This is a genomic window from Nocardioides sp. zg-1230 (assembly GCF_013155335.1).
GTDB lineage: Bacteria > Actinomycetota > Actinomycetes > Propionibacteriales > Nocardioidaceae > Nocardioides.
On sequence record NZ_JABJQZ010000005.1, the window covers coordinates 54,946 to 74,787 of the forward strand.

22 protein-coding genes are annotated in these 19,842 nt (G+C 72.5%); 12 read left to right on the forward strand and 10 right to left on the reverse strand.

Annotated elements, in window-relative coordinates; genetic code table 11:
- Nucleotides 1-217: 217 nt before the first annotated feature.
- Both HOO61_RS16160 and cobU read right to left on the reverse strand, forming a co-directional pair.
- Nucleotides 218-802: a hypothetical protein gene (locus HOO61_RS16160; RefSeq protein WP_216659033.1), complete on the reverse strand. Its 585-nt coding sequence runs from the start codon at nucleotides 800-802 to the stop codon at nucleotides 218-220.
- Between the two features lies 1 nt (nucleotide 803).
- Nucleotides 804-1,331 (reverse strand): bifunctional adenosylcobinamide kinase/adenosylcobinamide-phosphate guanylyltransferase, encoded by a 528-nt coding sequence (gene cobU / locus HOO61_RS16165; RefSeq protein WP_172260290.1) that lies wholly within the window; start codon nucleotides 1,329-1,331, stop codon nucleotides 804-806.
- A 62-nt stretch (nucleotides 1,332-1,393) separates the two neighbouring features.
- Here cobU and HOO61_RS16170 point away from each other — a divergent pair, with 62 nt between their 5' ends.
- Nucleotides 1,394-2,236: an SDR family oxidoreductase gene (locus HOO61_RS16170; protein ID WP_172260292.1), complete on the forward strand. Its 843-nt coding sequence runs from the start codon at nucleotides 1,394-1,396 to the stop codon at nucleotides 2,234-2,236.
- Nucleotides 2,237-2,242: 6 nt separating this feature from the next.
- Here the strand turns inward: HOO61_RS16170 and HOO61_RS16175 are convergent, their stop codons facing one another.
- Nucleotides 2,243-3,007 carry an adenosylcobinamide-GDP ribazoletransferase gene (locus HOO61_RS16175; RefSeq protein WP_172260294.1) on the reverse strand — a complete coding sequence of 255 codons (765 nt, stop codon included), beginning with the start codon at nucleotides 3,005-3,007 and terminating at the stop codon, nucleotides 2,243-2,245.
- Nucleotides 3,004-4,041, reverse strand: coding sequence for a nicotinate-nucleotide--dimethylbenzimidazole phosphoribosyltransferase (cobT, locus tag HOO61_RS16180; RefSeq protein ID WP_172260296.1), 1,038 nt, complete (start codon nucleotides 4,039-4,041; stop codon nucleotides 3,004-3,006). The genes HOO61_RS16175 and cobT overlap by 4 nt, the downstream gene beginning before the upstream one ends.
- A gap of 54 nt (nucleotides 4,042-4,095) precedes the next feature.
- Between cobT and HOO61_RS16185 the strand changes: the two genes are divergently transcribed.
- From HOO61_RS16185 to ctlX, 4 genes are read left to right on the forward strand one after another with little or no spacing between them, the layout of a single operon-like run.
- The gene (locus HOO61_RS16185) at nucleotides 4,096-4,620 is read left to right on the forward strand and encodes a 2'-5' RNA ligase family protein (protein WP_367650216.1); all 525 of its coding nucleotides are present in this window, start codon (nucleotides 4,096-4,098) and stop codon (nucleotides 4,618-4,620) included.
- A 21-nt stretch (nucleotides 4,621-4,641) separates the two neighbouring features.
- A complete protein-coding gene (locus HOO61_RS16190; RefSeq protein ID WP_172260300.1) occupies nucleotides 4,642-4,845 on the forward strand; it encodes a hypothetical protein in 204 nt (67 codons plus the stop codon).
- Between the two features lie 41 nt (nucleotides 4,846-4,886).
- Nucleotides 4,887-5,972 carry a beta-eliminating lyase-related protein gene (locus tag HOO61_RS16195; RefSeq protein WP_172260302.1) on the forward strand — a complete coding sequence of 362 codons (1,086 nt, stop codon included), beginning with the start codon at nucleotides 4,887-4,889 and terminating at the stop codon, nucleotides 5,970-5,972.
- 31 nt (nucleotides 5,973-6,003) lie between these two features.
- The gene (gene ctlX, locus HOO61_RS16200) at nucleotides 6,004-7,035 is read left to right on the forward strand and encodes a citrulline utilization hydrolase CtlX (RefSeq protein ID WP_172260304.1); all 1,032 of its coding nucleotides are present in this window, start codon (nucleotides 6,004-6,006) and stop codon (nucleotides 7,033-7,035) included.
- Here ctlX and HOO61_RS16205 read toward each other — a convergent pair.
- The 3 genes from HOO61_RS16205 to HOO61_RS16215 all read right to left on the reverse strand — a co-directional run bounded on the left by HOO61_RS16205 (nucleotide 7,014) and on the right by HOO61_RS16215 (nucleotide 11,306).
- Nucleotides 7,014-7,823 (reverse strand): ceramidase domain-containing protein, encoded by an 810-nt coding sequence (locus tag HOO61_RS16205; protein WP_172260306.1) that lies wholly within the window; start codon nucleotides 7,821-7,823, stop codon nucleotides 7,014-7,016. The two genes, ctlX and HOO61_RS16205, sit on opposite strands and share 22 nt — an antisense overlap.
- A gap of 19 nt (nucleotides 7,824-7,842) precedes the next feature.
- A complete protein-coding gene (locus HOO61_RS16210) occupies nucleotides 7,843-9,876 on the reverse strand; it encodes a PhoX family phosphatase (protein ID WP_172260308.1) in 2,034 nt (677 codons plus the stop codon).
- A gap of 128 nt (nucleotides 9,877-10,004) precedes the next feature.
- Nucleotides 10,005-11,306, reverse strand: coding sequence for an endonuclease/exonuclease/phosphatase family protein (locus tag HOO61_RS16215; protein WP_172260310.1), 1,302 nt, complete (start codon nucleotides 11,304-11,306; stop codon nucleotides 10,005-10,007).
- Between the two features lie 119 nt (nucleotides 11,307-11,425).
- Here HOO61_RS16215 and HOO61_RS16220 point away from each other — a divergent pair, with 119 nt between their 5' ends.
- Entirely contained in the window at nucleotides 11,426-12,046 is a 621-nt protein-coding gene (locus tag HOO61_RS16220) for a hypothetical protein (protein WP_172260312.1), read from the forward strand.
- A 4-nt stretch (nucleotides 12,047-12,050) separates the two neighbouring features.
- Nucleotides 12,051-12,725: a GPP34 family phosphoprotein gene (locus HOO61_RS16225; protein WP_172260314.1), complete on the forward strand. Its 675-nt coding sequence runs from the start codon at nucleotides 12,051-12,053 to the stop codon at nucleotides 12,723-12,725.
- Between the two features lie 67 nt (nucleotides 12,726-12,792).
- Here the strand turns inward: HOO61_RS16225 and HOO61_RS16230 are convergent, their stop codons facing one another.
- Entirely contained in the window at nucleotides 12,793-13,221 is a 429-nt protein-coding gene (locus HOO61_RS16230) for an Hsp20/alpha crystallin family protein (protein WP_172260316.1), read from the reverse strand.
- 145 nt (nucleotides 13,222-13,366) lie between these two features.
- On the opposite strand from HOO61_RS16230, the gene HOO61_RS16235 reads away from it, so the two are divergent.
- Nucleotides 13,367-13,669 (forward strand): MerR family transcriptional regulator, encoded by a 303-nt coding sequence (locus HOO61_RS16235; protein ID WP_172260318.1) that lies wholly within the window; start codon nucleotides 13,367-13,369, stop codon nucleotides 13,667-13,669.
- On the opposite strand, the gene HOO61_RS16240 is transcribed toward HOO61_RS16235, so the two are convergent.
- Together HOO61_RS16240 and HOO61_RS24965 are read right to left on the reverse strand one after the other, a co-directional pair.
- A complete protein-coding gene (locus tag HOO61_RS16240; RefSeq protein ID WP_172260320.1) occupies nucleotides 13,661-14,644 on the reverse strand; it encodes a 5'-3' exonuclease H3TH domain-containing protein in 984 nt (327 codons plus the stop codon). The genes HOO61_RS16235 and HOO61_RS16240 overlap by 9 nt on opposite strands.
- 49 nt (nucleotides 14,645-14,693) lie before the next feature.
- Nucleotides 14,694-16,217: a helix-turn-helix domain-containing protein gene (locus HOO61_RS24965; RefSeq protein WP_216659034.1), complete on the reverse strand. Its 1,524-nt coding sequence runs from the start codon at nucleotides 16,215-16,217 to the stop codon at nucleotides 14,694-14,696.
- Nucleotides 16,218-16,420: 203 nt separating this feature from the next.
- Between HOO61_RS24965 and HOO61_RS16250 the strand changes: the two genes are divergently transcribed.
- The 4 genes from HOO61_RS16250 to HOO61_RS16265 are packed head-to-tail and all read left to right on the forward strand — an operon-like array spanning nucleotide 16,421 to nucleotide 19,834.
- Complete coding sequence (locus HOO61_RS16250) at nucleotides 16,421-17,473, forward strand: amidohydrolase family protein (protein WP_172260322.1); 1,053 nt, start codon at nucleotides 16,421-16,423, stop codon at nucleotides 17,471-17,473.
- Nucleotides 17,474-17,475: 2 nt separating this feature from the next.
- Nucleotides 17,476-18,291, forward strand: a complete 816-nt coding sequence (locus HOO61_RS16255; protein WP_172260324.1) for an iron-sulfur cluster assembly protein — start codon at nucleotides 17,476-17,478, stop codon at nucleotides 18,289-18,291.
- On the forward strand, nucleotides 18,288-19,322 hold the full coding sequence (locus tag HOO61_RS16260; RefSeq protein ID WP_253942517.1) for an NAD(P)-dependent alcohol dehydrogenase: 1,035 nt from the start codon (nucleotides 18,288-18,290) through the stop codon (nucleotides 19,320-19,322). Before HOO61_RS16255 ends, HOO61_RS16260 begins: the two co-directional genes overlap by 4 nt.
- Before the next feature lie 8 nt (nucleotides 19,323-19,330).
- Nucleotides 19,331-19,834: a DUF1097 domain-containing protein gene (locus HOO61_RS16265; RefSeq protein WP_172260326.1), complete on the forward strand. Its 504-nt coding sequence runs from the start codon at nucleotides 19,331-19,333 to the stop codon at nucleotides 19,832-19,834.
- Nucleotides 19,835-19,842: the final 8 nt, after the last annotated feature.

Consider the following 19,842-nt stretch of genomic DNA (forward strand, 5'->3'; position numbering starts at 1 on the left):
TCCACATGACGGGCAACTATTTCCGACCACCTGATCGGCTCGGCCCGAAGGGCGCAACAGGCGGCGCCGGGCCGCCTCGCGGCGGACCGTTGGGGAACCAACAGCGGGCCCACACGCACTGATCGGGTACATCTCGTTCCCCACCCACCGACCGGCGCGCCAACCCACGCCACGCAACGACAGACGGACCCGCCGCTGGCGTGAGCAGCCACGAGAGCTACAGCGCGTCCAGCCACCGATGCCCGGGGTGCGCGAGCTCCAGTGACGAGCGGAGCCACGCGCGCGACCCGTCGTCGAGGAGTGGCGCGCACACGTCGAAGTCGACCTGGTCCTTCGGGCGTACGACGCGCGCCTTGTGGAGCAGCTGCACCTCGGGACGGAGGTAGGTGATGCCGTCGCGGGTCCAGAGGATCTCGGCGAGCGGACGGGTGATGCGGGCGTCGCGCTTGTAGGTCCAGGTCGCGGGAGTGGCGTGCATGAGGATGACGTCGTACTCCCAGGGCTCCGCACCGCTCGGACGGAGCCAGAGGTTCTCGCAGCTGTCGGGTAGCACCACCGAGTCGTCGACGAGGGGAGTCAGGGTGCCGCTGTCCGCCTGCCAGACATCGAGCCGGCCGGCCAGGTGGCGGCGCAGGTGTACGACGTCGGAGCGCAGGATGCTCGGGTCCACGTCGTCGTGCGGGCGGGGGACGCCCGTGAACGCCTCGACGGCCCAGCCGCCCGCGATCCACCACGGCCGGTCGTAGCCGTCGAGGAGGGCTGCGGCGTCGTGAGGCGTGCGGGCGCGCCAGGGGCTGTGCACCTCAGAGCCGCAGCACGCGACCGGCGACGACGAGGTGCACCTCGTCGCAGGCGGCGGCCACGCGCTGGTTGACGATGCCGAGCAGGTCGCGGAAGAGGCGCCCGGAGCGGTGCTCGGGCACGATCCCGAGGCCTACCTCGTTGGTCACCAGCACGACGTCCTGCTCGCACCGCGCGAGTGCGGCGACGACCTCGTCGGTGCGGGCGAGGACGAGGTCGTGGACGGCGTCGGAGTCCTTCTCCCAGGCGTTCTCGGCGTCGATGATCGCGGTGAGCCAGGTGCCGAGGCAGTCGACGAGCAGCGGGTCACCGGCCCGGGCGAGCACGCCGGCCAGGTCCTGCGTCTCCACGGTGCCCCAGGAGGCGGGACGGCGGCCGCGGTGGGCGTCGATCCGGGCGGCCCAGTCGGGGTCCTGGTCGCGGTCGGGCGGCGTACCGGTGGCGACGTAGGTGGCGGGGGCCCCGCCGATCAGCTCCTCCGCGTGGGTGGACTTTCCCGACCGCACGCCGCCGGTGACCAGGATCCGCATGGCGCGCATCCTGTCAGAGCCGGGCGGGGGATCGGACGACGAGGCATGGGTACGGATCGGCCATGGCCTCAGACACGACGTCCACGTCCGCCACCGCCGACGGCACCGCCGGCAGCGGACGGCCGCTCGCGGTCGTGACGGGCGCCTCGAGCGGGATCGGCCTCGAGCTCGCGAGACAGCTCGTCGACCACCACTTCGACCTCCTCGTGGCCGCCGAGGATGCCGAGATCGCCGTCGCGGCCGCGGTCCTTCGCGCGGGGAGCAGCGGCTCCGTGGAGCACGTGCAGGTCGACCTGCGCGACGAGCAGGGGGTGGCCGACCTCTATGCCCGGATCCGCGCCGACGGCCGGCCGCTGGCAGCGATCGCCCTCAACGCCGGCCACGGGCAGGGCGGCGCGTTCGTCGACACCGACCTCGCCGACGAGCTCTCGATCATCGACCTCAACATCACCTCGACGGTGCGCCTGGCCAAGCTCGTGCTGCGCGACATGGTCGCGGCCGGTGAGGGCCGGGTGCTCGTGACGTCGTCGATCGCCTCGACGATGCCCGGCTCCTTCCAGGCCGTCTACAACGCGTCGAAGTCGTTCCTCCAGTCCTTCACCGAGGCGCTGCAGAACGAGCTCCAGGACAGCGGTGTCACCCTCACCCTGCTCATGCCGGGGCCCACGGAGACCGACTTCTTCGAGCGGGCCGACATGGCCGAGGACACCAAGGTGGGCACGTCGAGGAAGGACGACCCCGCGCAGGTCGCCAAGCAGGGCTTCGAGGCGCTGATGGCCGGCAAGGACCGCGTGGTCGGGGGCAGCCTGAAGACCAAGGTGCAGGAGGCGGCCGGCAAGGCGATGCCCGACAAGCTCAAGGCGGCCATGCACCGCCGGATGGCCGAGCCGGGCAGCGGCGACTGAGTGGCCTCAGGCGCTCGCGGCTGCGAGCACCAGCACGGCAAAGGAGACCTCGACGACCGCGCCCAGCACGTCCCCCGTGATCCCGCCGAGTCGTCGTACGCCCCGCAGCAGCAGTGCCAGCACGACCGCCACCATCGCCACCAGCCCCGCGAGCAGGGTCCAGACGGAGCCCAGCCCGTTGCCGGCGAACCCCACGACGACCCCGCACACCAGCAGCGAGGCGACGGCGGCGACCACCGGCACCGAGCCGACGTGCGTGGCTCCGAGCCCGTCGGCGCGCGCCGCCGGCACGCCGCGCACGCAGGCGAGCGCCAGCGAGAGCCGGGAGACGCACACCAGCAGCCCGACCGCCCACCAGCCGTGGTCGTGGCGCACGACCGCGGCGAGCCCCGCCGCCTGGAGCCCGGACACGAGGACGACCGCGACCACACCGGCTGGTCCCACCGGCCCGGTGCGCATCACCTCGAGCGAGCGGGCGGGGGAGTAGGACGCGGTCAGGCCGTCGGCGGTGTCGGCGAGGCCGTCCCAGTGGAAGGCCCGGGTGCCGAGCGCGAGCGTCACCAGCACGACGTACGCCGTCGCGAGGGGCGGCAGCCCGATCCAGCCCGCGACCAGGACGACCACCGCGGCCGCGAGAGCGAGCGGTAGCACCGCCAGCGGAGCGAGGACCATCGCGAGCCCGGCGGTCCGACGGTCGACCACGCCGGGCGGCGGGACGCGGACGGCGGTGAGCGTGCCGGTGGCGAGAAGCCACGCGTCGCGGACGGTCACGAAGGCAGGATCTCCGCGAGCAGCGCCACGTCGCGCATCACGGCGACCGACGAGCGCAGCACCGGCAGGGCCGTCACGGCACCCGAGCCCTCGCCCAGGCGCATGCCGAGGTCGAGGACCGGCTCGAGGCCGAGGGACTTCAGGGCGTGTGCCTGCGCGGGCTCGGTGGAGCGGTGGCCGGCGAGCCACCAGGCGGCAGCGCCCGGCGCGTGGGCCTCGGCCACGACCGCGCAGGCGACGGACATGAGGCCGTCGAGGAGCACCGGCACGCCGCGGGTGGACGCCTCGACCAGGAAGCCGACGGTGGCGGCGAGGTCGGCGCTGCCGAGGGCGGTGAGCACCTCGACCGGGTCGGAGGTGCGGCCCGCGGCGCGGGCCAGGGCCTGCGCCACCACGTCGCGCTTGCGGGTCCAGCCGTCGTCGTCGATGCCGGTGCCGCGACCGGTCACCTCGTCGGCCGGCAGGCCCAGCGTCGCGGCGACGAGCGCGGCCGCGACGGTGGTGTTGCCGATGCCGAGGTCGCCGGTCATCAGCAGCTGGGCGCCGTCGTCGGCGAGCTCGCCGGCCAGCGCGGCGCCGAGGGCGAGGGAGTGCTCGGCCTGCTCGCGGGTCAGGGCGTCGGTCAGCTGGATGGCTCCCGAGCCGCGCCGGACCTTGCGCGCGGTGACCGCGTCCGGGAGGTCGTCGAGCTCGGCGTCGACGGCGATGTCGAGCACCGTGACGGTGACGCCGTGCTCCCGCGCCAGCGCGCTGACGCCGGCGCGACCGGCGACGAGCGTGCGCACCATCGCTTCGGTGATCGCGGCGGGGTAGGCCGAGACGCCGTGCGCGGCGACGCCGTGGTCGCCGGCCAGCACCACGAGGCGTACGTCGGTGAGTGGGCGCGGCGGTACGACGCCCTGCGCGGCGGACAGCCAGACACCGAGCTCGCCGACCCGTCCGAGCGCTCCCGGCGGCGTGGCCAGGCCGGACAGGCGCTCGCGGGCGAGGGCGGCGATGTCGGGGGAGGGCGGGGCGACGTGGGTCCGGGTCATGGCGGCAGCAGCCTAGTGATGCAACCGGCCCGTCGGCCTGCCAGTCTTGCCCGCGTGACCGGCCACTCCGTCCTCCAGCTGCCGGTGCCGGCCCTGGAGGCGTGGGTGCGCGAGCGCACCGCCCACTACGACGAAGGGTTCGTGTCGGCCGACCCGCGCTTCGCGCACGCGCACGTCACGGCCCTCGGTCCCTTCGCCCCGGCGCCGAGCGCACAGGACCTCGACACGGTCGCCGCGATCGCCGCCGCGACGCCGCCGGTCCGGGCGCGGCTGGCCGACCTCGGCCAGTTCCCCAACGGGATCATCCACCTCGTGCCCGACCCGGACGACGCGCTGCGCGACCTGACCGCACGCCTGGTGGCCGCCTTCCCCGCGTGGCCGCCGTACGGCGGTGAGTTCGGCACGGACGTGCAGCCGCACCTCACCGTCGACGCGGCCTCCGACCACGTCGACCTCGGCTCGACGGCGGCGCTGCTCGCCGACGTCGTACCCGTCGACGTGGTGCTCGACCGGCTGCAGCTCGCCTGGTGGGAGACCGACCGGTGCCACGTGATGGCGGAGTGGGCGCTGGGTGGTTGACCCGCATGACAGGATCGCCGCATGGCTTCATGGGCGCACCTCGAGATCACCGTCGACGACCAGGGCAACGTGGAGGTCGGCGGCTACAACGCCGACCCCGAGGCGCTCGTGGAGGGCACCGAGTCGTGGGAGGACCTCCTCTCCACCCTCGGCGTCAACGGGTGGGAGCTGGTGCAGGTCATCCCCGGCGTCGAGACGACGTACTGGTTCAAGCGCCACGGCTGACGGCTGCGTGAGGGCCTCGTGGACGGCTCAGTGACTCCAGCGTGAACGACGTCCTGGACCGCTTCCGGGCGGCGTCGGCGTCAGCCGACTGGATCTTCCACCGCCCGCCGTCGACACCGGCGGCCATGCTGCGCGGGCTCGCCGACTTCGCCGGGACCAACGATCTCGCCTGGGACCGCTACGGCGAGCGCGGTGCCGTCGCCCAGCTCGAGGGCGAGGTCGCCGAGCTGCTCGGCAAGCCGTCGGCCGTCATGTTCCCCAGCGGCGTGATGGCGCAGCAGGCGACCCTGCGTGCCTGGTGCGACCGCGCCGGCTCGCGCCGGGTCGCGCTGCCCGACCTGTCACACCTCGTGCACCACGAGCAGGACGGCCCGCGGCGGGTTCTGGGCCTGGAGCTCGAGTGGCTCACCACGGGGCGGAGGACGCCCACCGCGGACGACCTCGACGCGATCGGCGGCCGGCTCGGCGCTGCCATGGTCGAGCTGCCTCTGCGCGACGCCGGCTGCCTGCTGCCGCCCTGGGACGACCTGGTCGCGCTGTCCGCGGCCGCCCGCGAGCGCAGCGTGAGCCTGCACGCCGACGGCGCGCGGGTCTGGGAGTCGGTCGCCTACTGGGACCGAAGCCTGGCCGAGGTGGCCGGCCTGTTCGACTCCGTGTACGTCTCGCTCTACAAGGGGCTCGGCGGCTCCAGCGGCGCGCTCGTCGTCTGCCCCGAGGACCTCGCCGGCGAGCTCCGCACGTGGCGCCAACGGATGGGCGGCACGATCTTCTCGATGACCGCCGCTGCGGTCGGCGGGCTCGTCGGGCTGCGCGAGCACCTCGGGAGGTTCGGCGACTACCGCGCCTGGGCCGTGCGGCTCGCCGCCGAGCTGCGGGCGCAGGGCTTCCGGACGTTCCCCGAGGAGCCGCACATCGGCACCTTCCTGGCCTACGCGCCCGGCACGGTCGACGAGGTCAACGAGCGGGTCGTCGGATTCGTCGAGCAGCGGGGCGTCGTCGCGTGCGGACTGTGGCGCGAGACCGATGTGCCGGGCTGGGTCGAGACCGAGCTGACCTGCTACGAACCGGCGATCCGCCACGACCCCGCCGAGGTGGCGGTCTGGATGGCGGAGGCCGTCGGGTTCTGACGACGGCTGGTCGGTGCCCTACATTCCTCCCGTGAGTGCCCAGGCCCCCTCTGCAGTGATCCTCGTCCGCGCGACCAAGTTCGTCCCCAACCCGGCGACCGCGGCCGACAACGCCTTCCAGGCCGACGCCCCGACCGGTCAGACGGAGGAGTCGACGTCGGCCCACGCGATGGCTGAGATGGACGCGCTCGCCGAGGCGCTGCGCGCGGTCGGCGTCCGGGTGCACGTCTTCGACGACGACGACCACACCCGCCCCGACAGCGTCTTCCCCAACAACTGGGTCTCCACCCACGCCGGTGGCGCTGTGGCGGTCTACCCGATGTACGCCTCGAACCGGCGCCACGAGCGGCGCGCGGACGTGCTGGAGATGCTCAAGTCGGAGTACCGCGTCCAGACGATCGTCGACTACTCCGGCCTCGAGCCCGACGGCATCTTCCTTGAGGGCACCGGCGCGATGGTGCTCGACCACGTCTCGCGGGTGGCGTACACGGCCCGCAGCCACCGCGCCGACGTCGCGGTGCTCGAGCGCTTCTGCACCGACTTCACCTACGAGCCGATGGCCTTCGAGGCCGTCGACTCCGACGGCGTGCCGGTCTACCACACCAACGTCATCGCCTGCATCGGCACCGACGTCGCGATGATCGCGCTGGGGATGATCCCCGACGAGCACCGGCGCGAGCAGGTGCGCGAGCGCCTCGCGGTCACCGGCCGCACCATCGTCGAGCTCACCGAGGAGCAGATCCGCGAGTTCGCCGGCAACGCGGTCGAGCTGTGCGGTCGTACGCCGGACGGCCGGCGCCGCTACGTGATGGCCATGTCCGCCCGGGCGAAGCGGTCGCTGCGTCCCGAGCAGGTGGCAGCGATCGAGGAGTCGTGCGAGATCGTCGCCGTCGACATCCCGACGATCGAGCTGGCCGGCGGGTCGGTGCGGTGCATGATCGCCGGCATCCACCTCGACCGCCGTCCGCCGCTGGCCCAGGCCGAGCTCACCGAGGCCGTCGAGGCGATCAACGAGGACAACCCGGTCACGCCCGACGGCCGCTACGTCGACGGCAACGCCTGAGCCACCCGCACGTCAGTGGTGTGCTCGGAGGCGTACAGGCGGTAGAGCCAGTACGCCGCCACCGCGCACAGCAGGTGCCACGCCGCGTGGCCCTGCAGCAGCGAGTCGGGGTCGCACCAGCCGGCGTTGCTCCCCAGCCAGATGGTGAAGGCAACCAGCATCGACACCAGCGCCACGACGCCGTGGCGGAGGACCCGGGTGGTCTCGCCGCGCCGCCACAGCGCGGTCTCCAGCACGACGGCCGCCACCAGCAGCGCGCCGAACGCGAGGTTGCCGGAGTAGTGCACGACGGGGATCGGCTCGGGCCACAGCCCGACGAGCTCGCACGCCGCGACGCAGACGACGTACGCCGTCACGAACGCCGCGGTGCCGCGACGGGTCCACCGGACCCAGGCCCACGCCGCCGCGAACCCGGCGACGAGGTACATGCTGAGCAAGTCGAGGTGGCCGCCCCACGCGCTCTGGGTGGCGTGCATCGCGGCCGACCCGGGGCCGAGCAGCACCACGACGCACGCGTAGACGGTCGCCACGGTCGTGGGCAGGACGTGGCTGCCGTCGGGGGGCGGGGTGCGGCGCTGGGCGTGGCGGGCGACCAGCAGGCCGGCGACGACGAACCCGAGGTTGGACAGTGTGTTGGCCGGTTGCGCGACCGGGCCGTCGTACGCCCTCTCGCAGAAGTTGGCGCCACGACCGACGTCCGGGCCGAGCCATCCCTGCACGACGGCCAGCGCCAGCAGGGCGATCGACCCGGCCGCGACCCCGGCGGTGGTGGGGACGGGGCGCGGCACGGGTCGATCGTAGGACGCCTCAGGCGCGGGTGACCTGCACGACGGTGGGCCGCGGGCCGGCGAGCTGGCCGGCGGGCGCCGCGGCGCCGACCGGCACGTAGTCGGGGAAGCGGGACTGCGGTGCGGCCCACGAGCCGTCCTCGCCCGGGTGCTGGACGGCGACGAACACGGTGTCCTCGCGGTCGCGGATGACCGGCCCGCAGGTCTCGGCGCCCGACGGGACGGCGAGGAACTGCTGGACGTGGCCGCGCTCGGGACCGTCGACCGGCACCTTGAACAGGCCGTCGTTGACCTTGATGGCGCTGGGCTGGCCGTCGGTGGAGACCCACAGGTTGCCCTGGCTGTCGAAGGCGACGTTGTCCGGGCACGAGATCGGCGAGACCGGGCCGGTCCAGCCCCCGAAGTAGCGACCGGCTGAGGCCTCGTCGCCACAGATGAGGAACAGGTTCCAGCCGAACGTGTCGGCCGTGTGGTCGCCGTCGGTGGGGATCATCTCCACGACGTGGCCGTCCTTGTTGGCTGGGCGCGGGTTGGGCTCGTCGACCTGCAGGGCGGTCCGGCTGGTGTTGTTGGTGCAGGCGACGTAGATGCGGCCGGTGTGCAGGCTGGGCTCGACATCCTCGGGGCGGTCCATCTTGGTCGGCTGGACGGCGTCGGCGGCGAGGCGCGTGTAGACCAGGACCTCCTCGAGCGTGAACCCCGGGACCATCGACTGGCCGCCGCGCGTGAGCGGGATCCACTCGCCGGAGCCGTCGCTGACCCCGTCCTCGAGACCGTCGCCGGTGAAGCGCGCCACGGACAGGTCGCCCTCGCTCAGCAGCGTGAGGTTGTGGCGCCGCGCCTTGGGGCTGTTGCCGGGACGGATGGTGTCGCGGGAGACGAACCGGTAGACGTAGTCGAAGCGCTCGTCGTCGCCCATGTAGGCCACGACATGGCCGTCGCGGTTGACGATGACGTTGGCGCCCTCGTGCTTGAAGCGGCCCATCGCCGTGTGCTTGACCGGCGTGGAGGTCGGGTCGCTCGGGTCGAGCTCGACGATCCAGCCGAACCGGTTGGGCTCGTTGCGGTAGTCGTCGGTGGTGGCGTCCCACCGCGGGTCGAGCGAGCGCCAGTTGCGGGAGTCCTGGGTGGCGGAGAGGCCGTAGCGCTTCTCCTTCGGGTCGGTCCCGGTGGCGCGGAAGTACTGGTTGAAGTTCTCCTCGCCGGACAGGACCGTGCCCCACGGTGTCGTACCGCCGGCGCAGTTGTTCATCGTGCCGCGGACGGTGCGACCGGTCGGGTCGGCGGCGGTCTTGAGCAGGTCCGATCCGGCGGCGGGGCCGTCGACGGCGAACGGGGTGTCGAGGGTGATGCGGCGGTTGAGGTGCGCGCCCGGGACGTACGTCCACAGGTCCCCGCGCCTGCGGCGCCGGAGCTCCACCACCGACATGCCGTGCGCGGCCCAGGCGGTGCGGATGATCGTCGCCGGGTCGGTCTCGGGCGGGAACATGATGCCCTCGTTGGTGTACTCGTGGTTGCACACGAGCAGCGCCGCGGTGCCGGCGCGGTTGGTCTCGATGATGTCGAGGTAATCGTTGTTGTAGCCGAACTGGGCGGCCTGCGCCTCGGGCGACTGGGCGCCGGGGTCGAACGCCGGGGCGCCGGGGAGGATCGGGTCGCCCCACCGCAGGATCGGGTCCCAGCGGTAGCCGACGGGCACGGTGACGTCGTCGACGGTGGTGGCGGCGGGCGCGATCGGGCTGAAGGGGAGGGTGCCGGGCTTGCCGTGGCCGCCCTTGCCGGGCTTCGGGCCGGGGGCCGGTGCGGCGGCGGCGCGAGCCATCGGGATGGCGGTGAGGGCCGCGACCGACACCCCGGTGCCGACCACGGAGCGGCGGCTAACGACCTTCGACGCCACGTCGCGGAAGTAGGACGTCTCGGTGGTGTTGGGGACGTCCTGGAAGCAGGCGTCGCCACAGCGCAGGTGGCAGGTGACGGCGCTGCGGTTGCCGTGGGTCTGACCGACCATCGGCAGGAGTGTGCGGGTCGGACGCGGGGTCTGGTCGAGCGTCATGGGGGGAGTCTCCGGAGATCGGTGGTCGGGCGGACACGCCGACTCTCGTCATCCGGCTGGCCCCCCGAGGGACCGGCGGGTGGACGTCAGGTGAACGTCCGCCGGCCCCTCGGCGAAGCGGCTGAGGGTCAGCGTCCGTGCGATCGGGCGGTGCTCACGTCGAGCCACACCAGGCGGTGGTCGGTGACCGGGAAGGGGAACGTGCCGATGAGCCGGGCGAACAGCGGGTCGGCGGACGTGGGCCAGAAGACGGCACTGTCGCGGACCGTGAGGCGCTCGCTGGGCAGGACGTAGTCGACCCGGAGGTTGCCGGGCGCGCCGTCGGCGAAGTCGGCGGTGTCCTCCTCGGCGGGGCCCTGGTGGGTGAGGTTGATCCGCCCGTCGCGCTGGGTCGCCTCGACCGCTCCGGCCGAGGTCGGGTGCGGGTCCTGGATTCGCGGGTGGTCGAGCAGCTGCAGGATCGCGTCGTCGTAGGAGTCGCCGTCGAACGGGTCGGCGTTCTGGTCCCCGGCGATCACGAAGTCCTGCCCGCGACCGAGCCCGCCGGTGCCGCCCTGGTCGTCGTAGATGTAGGACGCCGTGCGCCCGCCGGTGACGTAGTCGGCCCAGAAGCGGATCTCGTCGTGGTTGCGACGTCCGTTGCGGTCCTCGGTGCCGTCGAAGCTGGGCGGCGTCGGGTGGGAGACGAGGAAGTGGACCGGCTTGCGCCCGGGCAGCTGGATCGGCACGTCCCAGTGCGACTTCGAGGACAGGCGGAAGATGTCGAGCTCCTCGGGGGAGTACCAGTCGTCCGGCGCGGCCGTGGCCGGGTCGTCGGGCAGCACGGCGCCCGGCATGTCCTTCCAGAGGAACTCCTGGAAGGTGCGGACGTCCTCGGTCGCGATCGGGTACTTCGAGTAGACGACCATGCCGTACTGGCCCGGGAAGAGGCCGAAGCCGAGGGAGTCGTCGCCGCCGGCCTGCGTGCCCGGCTCGCCGACCACTCCGTTGTTGTTGAGGTCGAACCCGCTCGGGACGCCCGTGTTGGAGGGCGCCACGAAGTAGTAGGGGTAGTCGACGGGCGCCGCGCCGTTCTGGCCGACCGTCAGGTAGTTGTCGCGGAACAGCTCGGCCGCCTCGCCGTCGGGCGCGTAGTCGAACTCGTTGACGAGGATGACGTCCGCGTCGGCGCGCTGGATCGTCTCGGCGGCGCCGGCCGCCTGCGCGTTGCCGGGGGTCGACAGGTCCTCGACCAGCTGGCCCTCGGCCGCGCGGTTGAGCGAGGCGTTGAAGGTGGCGAAGCGGACCTCGGTCGGCCTGCTGGGCTTGCCGGAGGCCTTGGTGGCGTCCGGTCCCGCGGCTGCGGGGGAGGTCAGGGCGGGGGCGCCGAGTCCGGCGACGGCGAGGGTCGCGACGGCGGCGAGGGCGAGGCGGGTGGGCCGAGAGCGCATGGGTGCTGCCTTCCGGTTGGGGGATCGCCAACGTACGACGACGGGCGGGCGCGGTGGAAGGCCGGTGCGGGCGGGTTCGGCCGACGGTCGCCGGGCGTTCACCTGAGATGCTGTCGCGCGTGATCCCCAGCCCCCGGCGTACGGCCATGCTCCTCCTCGGATGTGTCGTGCTGGGCCTCGGCGTCGCACTGCTGCTGGCGGCCGACCTGGGGTCGGACGGCTACTCGACGTTCGTCAACGGGCTGACCATCACGACCGGGGTCGACTTCTGGGTCGTCAACCTCGTCGTGGGGGTCGTGCTGGTGGCACTCGCCGCGCTGCGGAAGGTCTACCCGGGCATCGGCACCGTGGTGCAGGTCGTCCTGGTCGGCGTCACGGTGTCCGCGGTGCTCGGCGTCCTCGAGACACCGGAGGCCCTGGGCTGGCAGGTCGCGCTCCTGGCGATGGCGTTCCCCGTGCTGGCGCTGGGGATCGCGCTCTACCTCGGCAGCCACACCGGCGCCGGTCCGGCCGAGGCCGCCGCGCTCGCGTGGGACCCGCCCGTGCCGTTCCGGTGGAGCTACAGCGTCGTCCAGGGCGGGGGAGCGCTCGGCGGCTGGCTGCTCGGCGCGACCGTGGGCGCGGGCACGCTCGCGGTGATCCTGCTCCTCGGTCCCGCGGTGGACCTGGCCGCCCGGGTCCTGTCGCTGGATCTCCACCAGGAGAGGGATCCCGAGGCGGGGCAGCGCGACCTAGCCTGAATGCATGCTTGGTCCCATGCTCATCGCCGAAGAACTGTTCCTGCTCCTCCGCCGCGACGACGGCAGGCCGGAGAGCGTCATGGCCCAGCGCGGCTACGGCCTCGCGGCCGCGGTCATCACCGACCTGGTCGTCGCCGAGCGGATCACCCTGAGCGAGGACAAGGACCCGCGCCTGACGGTGCTCGTCCCGGGACCGGTCGGCCACCCCGCCCTCGACGCGGCGATGGTCCGCCTCGAGAAGAAGGACGGCAAGAAGCTGTCCTCGCTCGTGACCGACGGCAAGATCGCCGCGGAGCGCGAGCTGGCCGCCGGCCTGCGGGCGGCGGGTGTCATCGAGGTCGAGGAGAAGCGGGCGCTGGGGCTCGTGCCCGAGAAGTACCCGGTGCGTGACCCGGAACCCGAGCGACGCGTCCGCGAGCGGCTGCGGACGGTCCTGCTCGGCGGCACTCCGACGCCCGCCGACGCCAGCCTGCTCTCCATCCTCCAGGGCCTCGAGATCGCACCGAAGGTGCTCGAGGAGGAGAGGGGCACCCTGGGGAAGAAGGAGCTGAAGCAGCGCATCGAGGTCGTCTCGACCGACGTCGTCGCCGGCGAGGCCGTCGCCAAGGCGGTCGCGGCCATGAACGCCGCGCTGATCACGGCCGTGTTCGTCCCGGTCGTGGCGTCGGGCAGCAGCTGAACCCTGAGGTCGGCGCGGCCGCAGCACACTGCGCAAGGGCTGCGGCCCGCGCGGACCGGGGAGGGTGTCAGGCGGTGATCTCGGCGTGCTCGGAGCGGCCCGACTGCGAGATCTCGATCTTGCGGGGCTTGGCCTTCTCCGCGACCGGGACGACCAGCCGCAGCACCCCGTCGGCGTACGCCGCCTCGATGCGGTCGAGGTCGAGGTTGTCGCCGAGCACGAGCTGGCGGCTGAAGGCGCCGCGGGGACGCTCGGCGGCGAGCGGCTCCCAGTCGCCGTTGCGGGCCACGCGCTCGGCGCGCACGGTGAGGACGTTGCGCTCGACGTCGAGGTCGATGCTGTCGGTGTTGACGCCGGGCAGGTCGAACTCGATGACGAAGCGGTCGCCCTCGCGCCACGCGTCCATCGGCATGACCGCGGGACGGTTGGTCGTGCCCATGAGCTGCTGGGCGATCCGGTCGAGGTCACGGAACGGGTCGGTGGTTCGAAGCAACATCGTCTCCTCCTGGATCTGCCGGGGTGGACCTCCGAGGGACGAGGTCCACGACCTGTATTGCTGGTTACAGGTTTCTTATACTCAATCAATGAGGCAGGATCAAGTGGTCCGGCTGGGAAATTCGTGAGGACGGAGGAGGTGCGAGATGGCGGCCAGTGATGACGGCGTGTACGCGATCTCCGTGGCCGCCTCGATGGTGTCCATGGAGATCCAGAACCTCCGGGTCTACGAGCGTCGCGGGCTGCTGACGCCCGACCGGACCGCGGGCGGCACCCGGCTCTACAGCGACGACGACGTCGAGCGGCTCGAGCGCATCCGTGACCTGCTGGCCGACGGGCTCAACCTCGTCGGCATCGCCCGCGTGCTCGCGCTCGAGGACGAGGTGGACCGGCTGCGCGCGCGGCTCGGCGAGGACGCCGCGGACGAGTCGGCGGGGGAGTCAGCCTGACGCGGGCCGGCTGGTCAGCACCCGCACGGCGAAGTCGGTGGTGAAGTCGTTGTCGAGGAAGCCGACCACCTTGGTGACCCGGTCGAGGTCGAGCGGCAGCAGGCCGCGGGAGCCCGGGACGTCGGGGGTCAGGCCCAGGTCGAGGTCGTCGCGCCCCGACATCATCTGCACGTTGAACTCGTAGCGCTCGCGCGCCCCCGGGGCGGAGAGGCGTCGTACGACGGTGGCGCCGACGCGACGGCCGCCGGTCTCGGCCGACCAGTCGTCGAGGGCGGCGTGCAGGTTGCGGCCCTCCTCGTGGTCGATGTCCGACCAGGCGGCGTCCATCGAGCCGGCGACGTCGAGCAGGATCGCGGCCGACTTCTCGCCGATGCCCTGCACGCCGGGCAGGTTGTCGCTGCTGTCGCCGCGCAGGGCCGCGAAGGCGAGGTAGTTCGCCGGTCGCACGCCGTACATGTCGAACAGGCGAGCCGGGTTGAGCATCGGTGAGCCGTGGATGCCGCCGTCGATGAGGCGCAGCACCCGCGTGTGGTGGCTGATGTGGGCGAAGGCGTCGCGGTCGGAGGTGATGATCACGCAGTCCCAGCCGTTGGCCGTCGCCCAGGTCGCTCCCGAGGCGTTGACGTCGTCGGCCTCGAGGCCCGCCGGGGTGACGGTGGCCAGCCCGAGCGCGTCGAGGAGGGCGCCGGCGCGGTCGAGCTGGTCGACGAGCTCGGGATCCTTCTGGGCCCGCCCGGCCTTGTAGTCGGGATAGAGGTCGCGCCGCATCGACCCGGACCGGTCGTCGAGGCCGAACACGACCGCGTCGGGGGCGAAGGAGTCGATCGACTCCAGGATCTGGCGCAGCATCCCGTGCAGCGCCCAGATCGGACGGCCCTGCCGGTCGCGGAGCCCGGTGTGCGACCGCGCGTGGTGGTTGCGGTGCAGCAGCGACGGCGCGTCGACGACGAGCAGCAGCCGGCGGGTGCGGGTCACCCGGTCATGCTCGCACGACGCCCACGGCGAGCATGCAGCCGCCGGCGGGTCAGGAGCCCGGGCGCGGGACGTGGATGTCGTACTGCGCGAGCTTGCGGTAGACCGTGGCCCGGCTCATCCCGAGCTCCACGGCCGCCTCCTGCATCGAGGTGCCGGGGCGGGTGAGGACCCGGACGATCTCGTCGCGCTCGAAGGCCTCGATCCGGGTCAGCCGACGCGTGCTGCCCGACAGCACGTCGGCGGGGAGGTGGCGTACGTCGAGCGTGTCGGTGCGCCGCGCCGCCTGCGTCACCGCGTCGACGAGCTGGCGCACGTTGCCGGGCCACCCGCAGCCGGTGAGGGCGGTCTGGGCGGAGGGAGTGACGGTGACGACGCGGCCCCGGGTGCGGCGAGCGACGTGGTGGGCGAGCGGCATGACGTCCTCGGTGCGCTCGCGCAGCGCAGGTACGGCGACCACGGTGTCGACCAGCGGAGCGAGGGCCGCCGGGATCGCCTCGAACGAGCCGGCCGTGACGCAGAAGGGGACCTGGGTGCCCGCGGTCGAGCGCACGCGCGCCTGCAGGACGAGGTCGCGGATGTGCTCGGCGACCCAGGCGGGCAGCCGGTCGACGTCGCGCACCAGGATCCCGGTGTCGGGCTTGCCGAGCTCGGGCGTCCAGAGCCCGATCCAGGCCTCGCTGTCCTGGGGTGCGGGCGGGGAGGCGGCGAGGATGCGCTCGCGGGGGTACTCGCGCCGCATCGCCTGGGCGAGCGCCGTGGCGCGGCCCGACCCCTCCTCGCCGACCGCGGCGACGATGCGGCCGTCCGCGATCGCCGCCCGGGCGCGGCCGACCGCGTCGGTCCACCCCGGGCCCAGCTCGGCGAGGGTGCCCGACCCCGGCTCGAGCCGAGGCGTCTCGACGCGGAAGACCTCACCGCGCTGGGCCGGCCGGGGGCGCTGACCTCGGGAGCGCGCCAGCATGAGCGCGGAGGTGTTGCTCGCGGCCGACTGGGCGAGCGCGAGCAGCAGGTCGCTCGACTGGGTCGACCAGGTCGTGAGGTTGACGCACCCCTCGAGCTGGCCGGTGAGCGGGTCGAGGACCGGTACCGCGGCGCAGGTGTAGGTGCAGAGGCTGAGGGCGTAGTGCTCGTCGGCGCGGACGACCGTGGGCACCCGGTCGGCGATCGCGAGGCCGAGGCCGTTGGTGCCGACCGTGCGCTCGGCGTAGGCGAAACCGGGTGCGAGGTGCACCTTGTCGAGCGCGCGCAGCAGCGAGGAGTCACCGCTCATCCGGTTGAGCACGAGGCCGTCGGCGTCGGTGAGCATGAGCGAGACGGGCTCGTTGGCCAAGGTCTGGTGCAGCCCGGCGAGCACCTCCCGACCGCACTCGAAGAAGAGGGACTCGTCGTTGAGGGTGCCGACGAAGGAGGGCTCGATGTCGTCCAGTGGTACGCCGTAGTCCTGGCTGCGCTGCCACGACGCGACCAGCCGCCCGGGCAGGTGGTCCGCGTCGCTGCTCACCAGGCCTCCGGGCAGGGTGCGTTGCAGCTCGCGATGGCGGCGTGCGCGCTCGGGGAGGCCGAGGTCGGCCACGGTGACCACCCCCCTTCGGGATGTGACCGACGTTACATCCGGACCCGGAGGTCCGCTCCCGGTCGGCGTCTCAAATTGAGACGACTCCGGATCTCACATTGAGACGCCGCGGCCGGTCGTACGCCGGACGACCGGGCCTAGCGTCCGAAGGCATCGCACCGTGACGACCGTCACCCGAGACCGCCCACCGAACCGGAGGCCCCATGTACACCAAGGACGGCGAGAGCTACTTCATCGTCGACGCCCACGTCGCCCTGTGGGACGCGCGGCCCGAGAACGTGAAGAACATCCACGGCCAGCAGTTCATCGACTGCTTCTACGACTACCACCGCAACCTCTCGCCCGAGTCGGAGGTGTGGACCAAGGAGGACTACCTCTACCAGGGCGGTGAGCGGCTGATGAAGGACCTGTTCGAGGACGGCTACGTCGACCACGCGGTCTTCCAGCCGGCCTACCTCGGCGAGTTCTACAACACCGGCTTCGGGCAGACCGAGGAGGCGTTCGCCCTCGCGCAGGCCAACCCCGGCAAGCTGACGTACAACCACAACTTCGACCCGCGCAACGGCGAGGCCGGCCTCGACCAGCTTCGTGCGGACGCCGAGCGCTTCGGCCTCAAGGGCGTCAAGCTCTACACCGCCGAGTGGCACGGCGACTCGCGCGGCTGGCGCCTCGACGACCCGTGGGCCTATCGCTACTTCGAGGCCTGTCGCGAGCTCGGGATCACCAACATCCACATCCACAAGGGCCCCACCATCAGGCCCCTCGACCGCGACGCCTTCGACGTCGCCGACGTCGACCACGTGGCCACCGACTTCACCGACCTCGACTTCGTGGTCGAGCACTGCGGCCTCCCGAGGCTGGAGGACTTCTGCTGGATCGCCACGCAGGAGCCCAACGTGCACGCCGGGCTGGCCGTGGCGATGCCCTTCATCCACACCCGGCCGCGCTACTTCGCCCAGATCATCGGCGAGCTCCTCTACTGGGTCGGCGAGGACCGCATCCAGTTCTCCTCCGACTACGCGCTCTGGACGCCGCGTTGGCTCATCGAGCAGTTCGTCGACTTCCAGATCCCGGAGGACCTCACCGAGTACGCCCCGATCACCACCGCGCAGAAGAAGAAGATCCTCGGCCTCAACGCCGCCGAGATGTACGACGTCGAGGTGCCCGTCGAGCTCCGGCTCCCCGAGGCCGACGAGACCGAGACCGGCCCGCGCCAGCCCGACGCCGCCGACATCGGCGCCATGGCGGCGGTGTGACGATGACGCTCACCGCCACGTCGCCGGCCGCCAGGCGCACCGTCGGCTCCCGCGCGGACGACGTACGACGCGCGCTGTCCGCGGTGATGGACCCCGAGCTCGACGAGCCCATCACCGACCTCGGCTTCGTCAGGTCCGTCGCGATCGACGAGGCAGCGGTGGAGGTGCACCTGCGCCTGCCGACGTCGTTCTGCTCGCCCAACTTCGCCTACCTGATGGCCTCCGACAGCAAGGACGTCCTCACCGCGCTGCCGTGGACGCGGCGGGTGGTCGTGCAGCTCGACGACCACCACGACTCCGACAAGATCAACGCCGGGCTCGCCGCCGACGCCGGCTACCGCGGGACCTTCGGGCACGAGGCCGAGCGCGACCTCGAGGAGCTGCGGGAGACGTTCCGCCGCAAGGCCCACACCGCTGCGATGGAGCGCTGCCTGACGGCGTGGCTGAGGGCGGAGCCGGACCGCCCCCTCGACGCCCTGGGCCAGGTCGTCCTGGACGACCTGCCTCGAGATGCGCAAACCGACGCACTGCTGAGGCGCCGCGAGGCGCTGGGACTGCCCCTGGCGGGCACGTCCGCGGTGCTGGTGGACCACCTCGGCGCCCGGCCCGACGACGTACCGATGGCGCTGCGCCGGGCGCGGTCCACCCGCATCTCGATCGACGGCAACGCGCACTTCTGCCGCGGCCTGCTGCGGACCCGCTACCCCGGGTCGGAGGACGACCAGGTGCACCGCTCCGAGGGCGCCGAGCCCGCGGACGCGTCCTACGACCCGACCTTCATCCCCCTGACCGCCCTGACGAAGGAGCACTCCCGATGAGCACCATGCGAGCCGTCCAGGTCGTCGGCTACCACCAGGACCTCGAGATGACCGAGGTCGACGTCCCCGAGGCCACCGGCCCCTTCGACGTCGTCGTCCGCATCGGCGGGGCAGGCGTGTGCCGCACCGACCTCCACATCCTCGAGGGGCAGTGGGAGGAGAAGTCCGGCGTCACGCTGCCCTACACGATCGGTCACGAGAACGCCGGCTGGGTGCACGCCGTCGGGTCGGCGGTCACCAACGTCCGCGAGGGCGACACGGTGATCGTGCACCCGCTCATCACGTGCGGGCTGTGCCGCGCCTGCCGCACCGGCGACGACGTGCACTGCGAGGACAACCAGTTCCCGGGCATCAACGCGAACGGCGGGTACGCCGAGTACCTGAAGACGTCGGCGCGAAGCGTCGTCCCCATCGACGACTCCCTGGAGCCAGCGGACGTCGCGGCGCTCGCCGACGCCGGCCTGACGGCGTACCACGCGGCGGCGAAGGCGGCGAGGCGGCTGACCCCGCGTGACACCTGCGTCGTCATCGGCGCCGGCGGCCTCGGCCACATCGGCATCCAGGTGCTCAAGGCGCTCTCGCCGGCACAGCTCGTCGTCGTGGACCGCAACCCCGAGGCGCTCAAGCTCGCGCTGTCGATCGGCGCCGACCACGGCGTCGTCGCAGAGGGTCGGCAGGTCGAGGAGGTCCTCGACATCACCAAGGGCCTGGGCGCCGAGGTGGTCGTCGACTTCGTCGGCGAGGGCGGCTCGACCGCCCAGGGGCTGGCAATGACCCGGCAGGCAGGTGACTACCACGTCGTCGGCTACGGCGAGGACGTCGTCGTACCGACCATCGACCTGATCTCGGCCGAGAAGAACATCATCGGCAACCTCGTGGGCTCCTACAACGACCTCTGCGACCTGATGGCGCTGGCCGCCCGGGGCGCGGTGACGCTCCACACGCAGAAGTACGCGCTCGACGACTTCCAGACCGCCATCTCCGACCTCGACGCCGGCCGGGTCCGCGGCCGCGCGATCCTCATCCCCTAGGAGCACCCGTGACCGCCATCAAGCCCTTGCTGGGCATCGGAATCTCCGTCGGCGTGCTCGCCGGCGTGTGGACCTTCGCCAGCGTCGAGCTCACCTTGATCACCTGGGTCGCGTTCGTCGCCTGGGCCTGCTTCTTCGCCGCCGGGGGCGGCACCACCGGCCTCGCCAAGGGGCTCGCCGCGAACCTGGCCGGGGTCTTCTGGGGCTGGGTGATCAGTCAGGGCCTGGAGGACGTCAGCGGCTCCACCCTCGCGCTCGCGCTCATGGTGACCGTCGTCGGGTTCGTCCTGTGCGTCGAGGCCGCGCTCCCGCTCCTGTCGTTCATCCCCGGCGGCTTCGCCGGGACGGCCGTCTTCTTCGGCACCGGGTTCGACCTCGGCGGCGTGCTCGTCGCGGTCGTCGCCGGAGCGCTGCTCGGTATCGTCTCGGAGAAGCTCGGCGCCGTGCTCCAGTCCGCCATCGACGGACGCTCGCACGCGCCCGCCGCCACGACTGCCACCCCGGCCACCTGAGGAGAGAC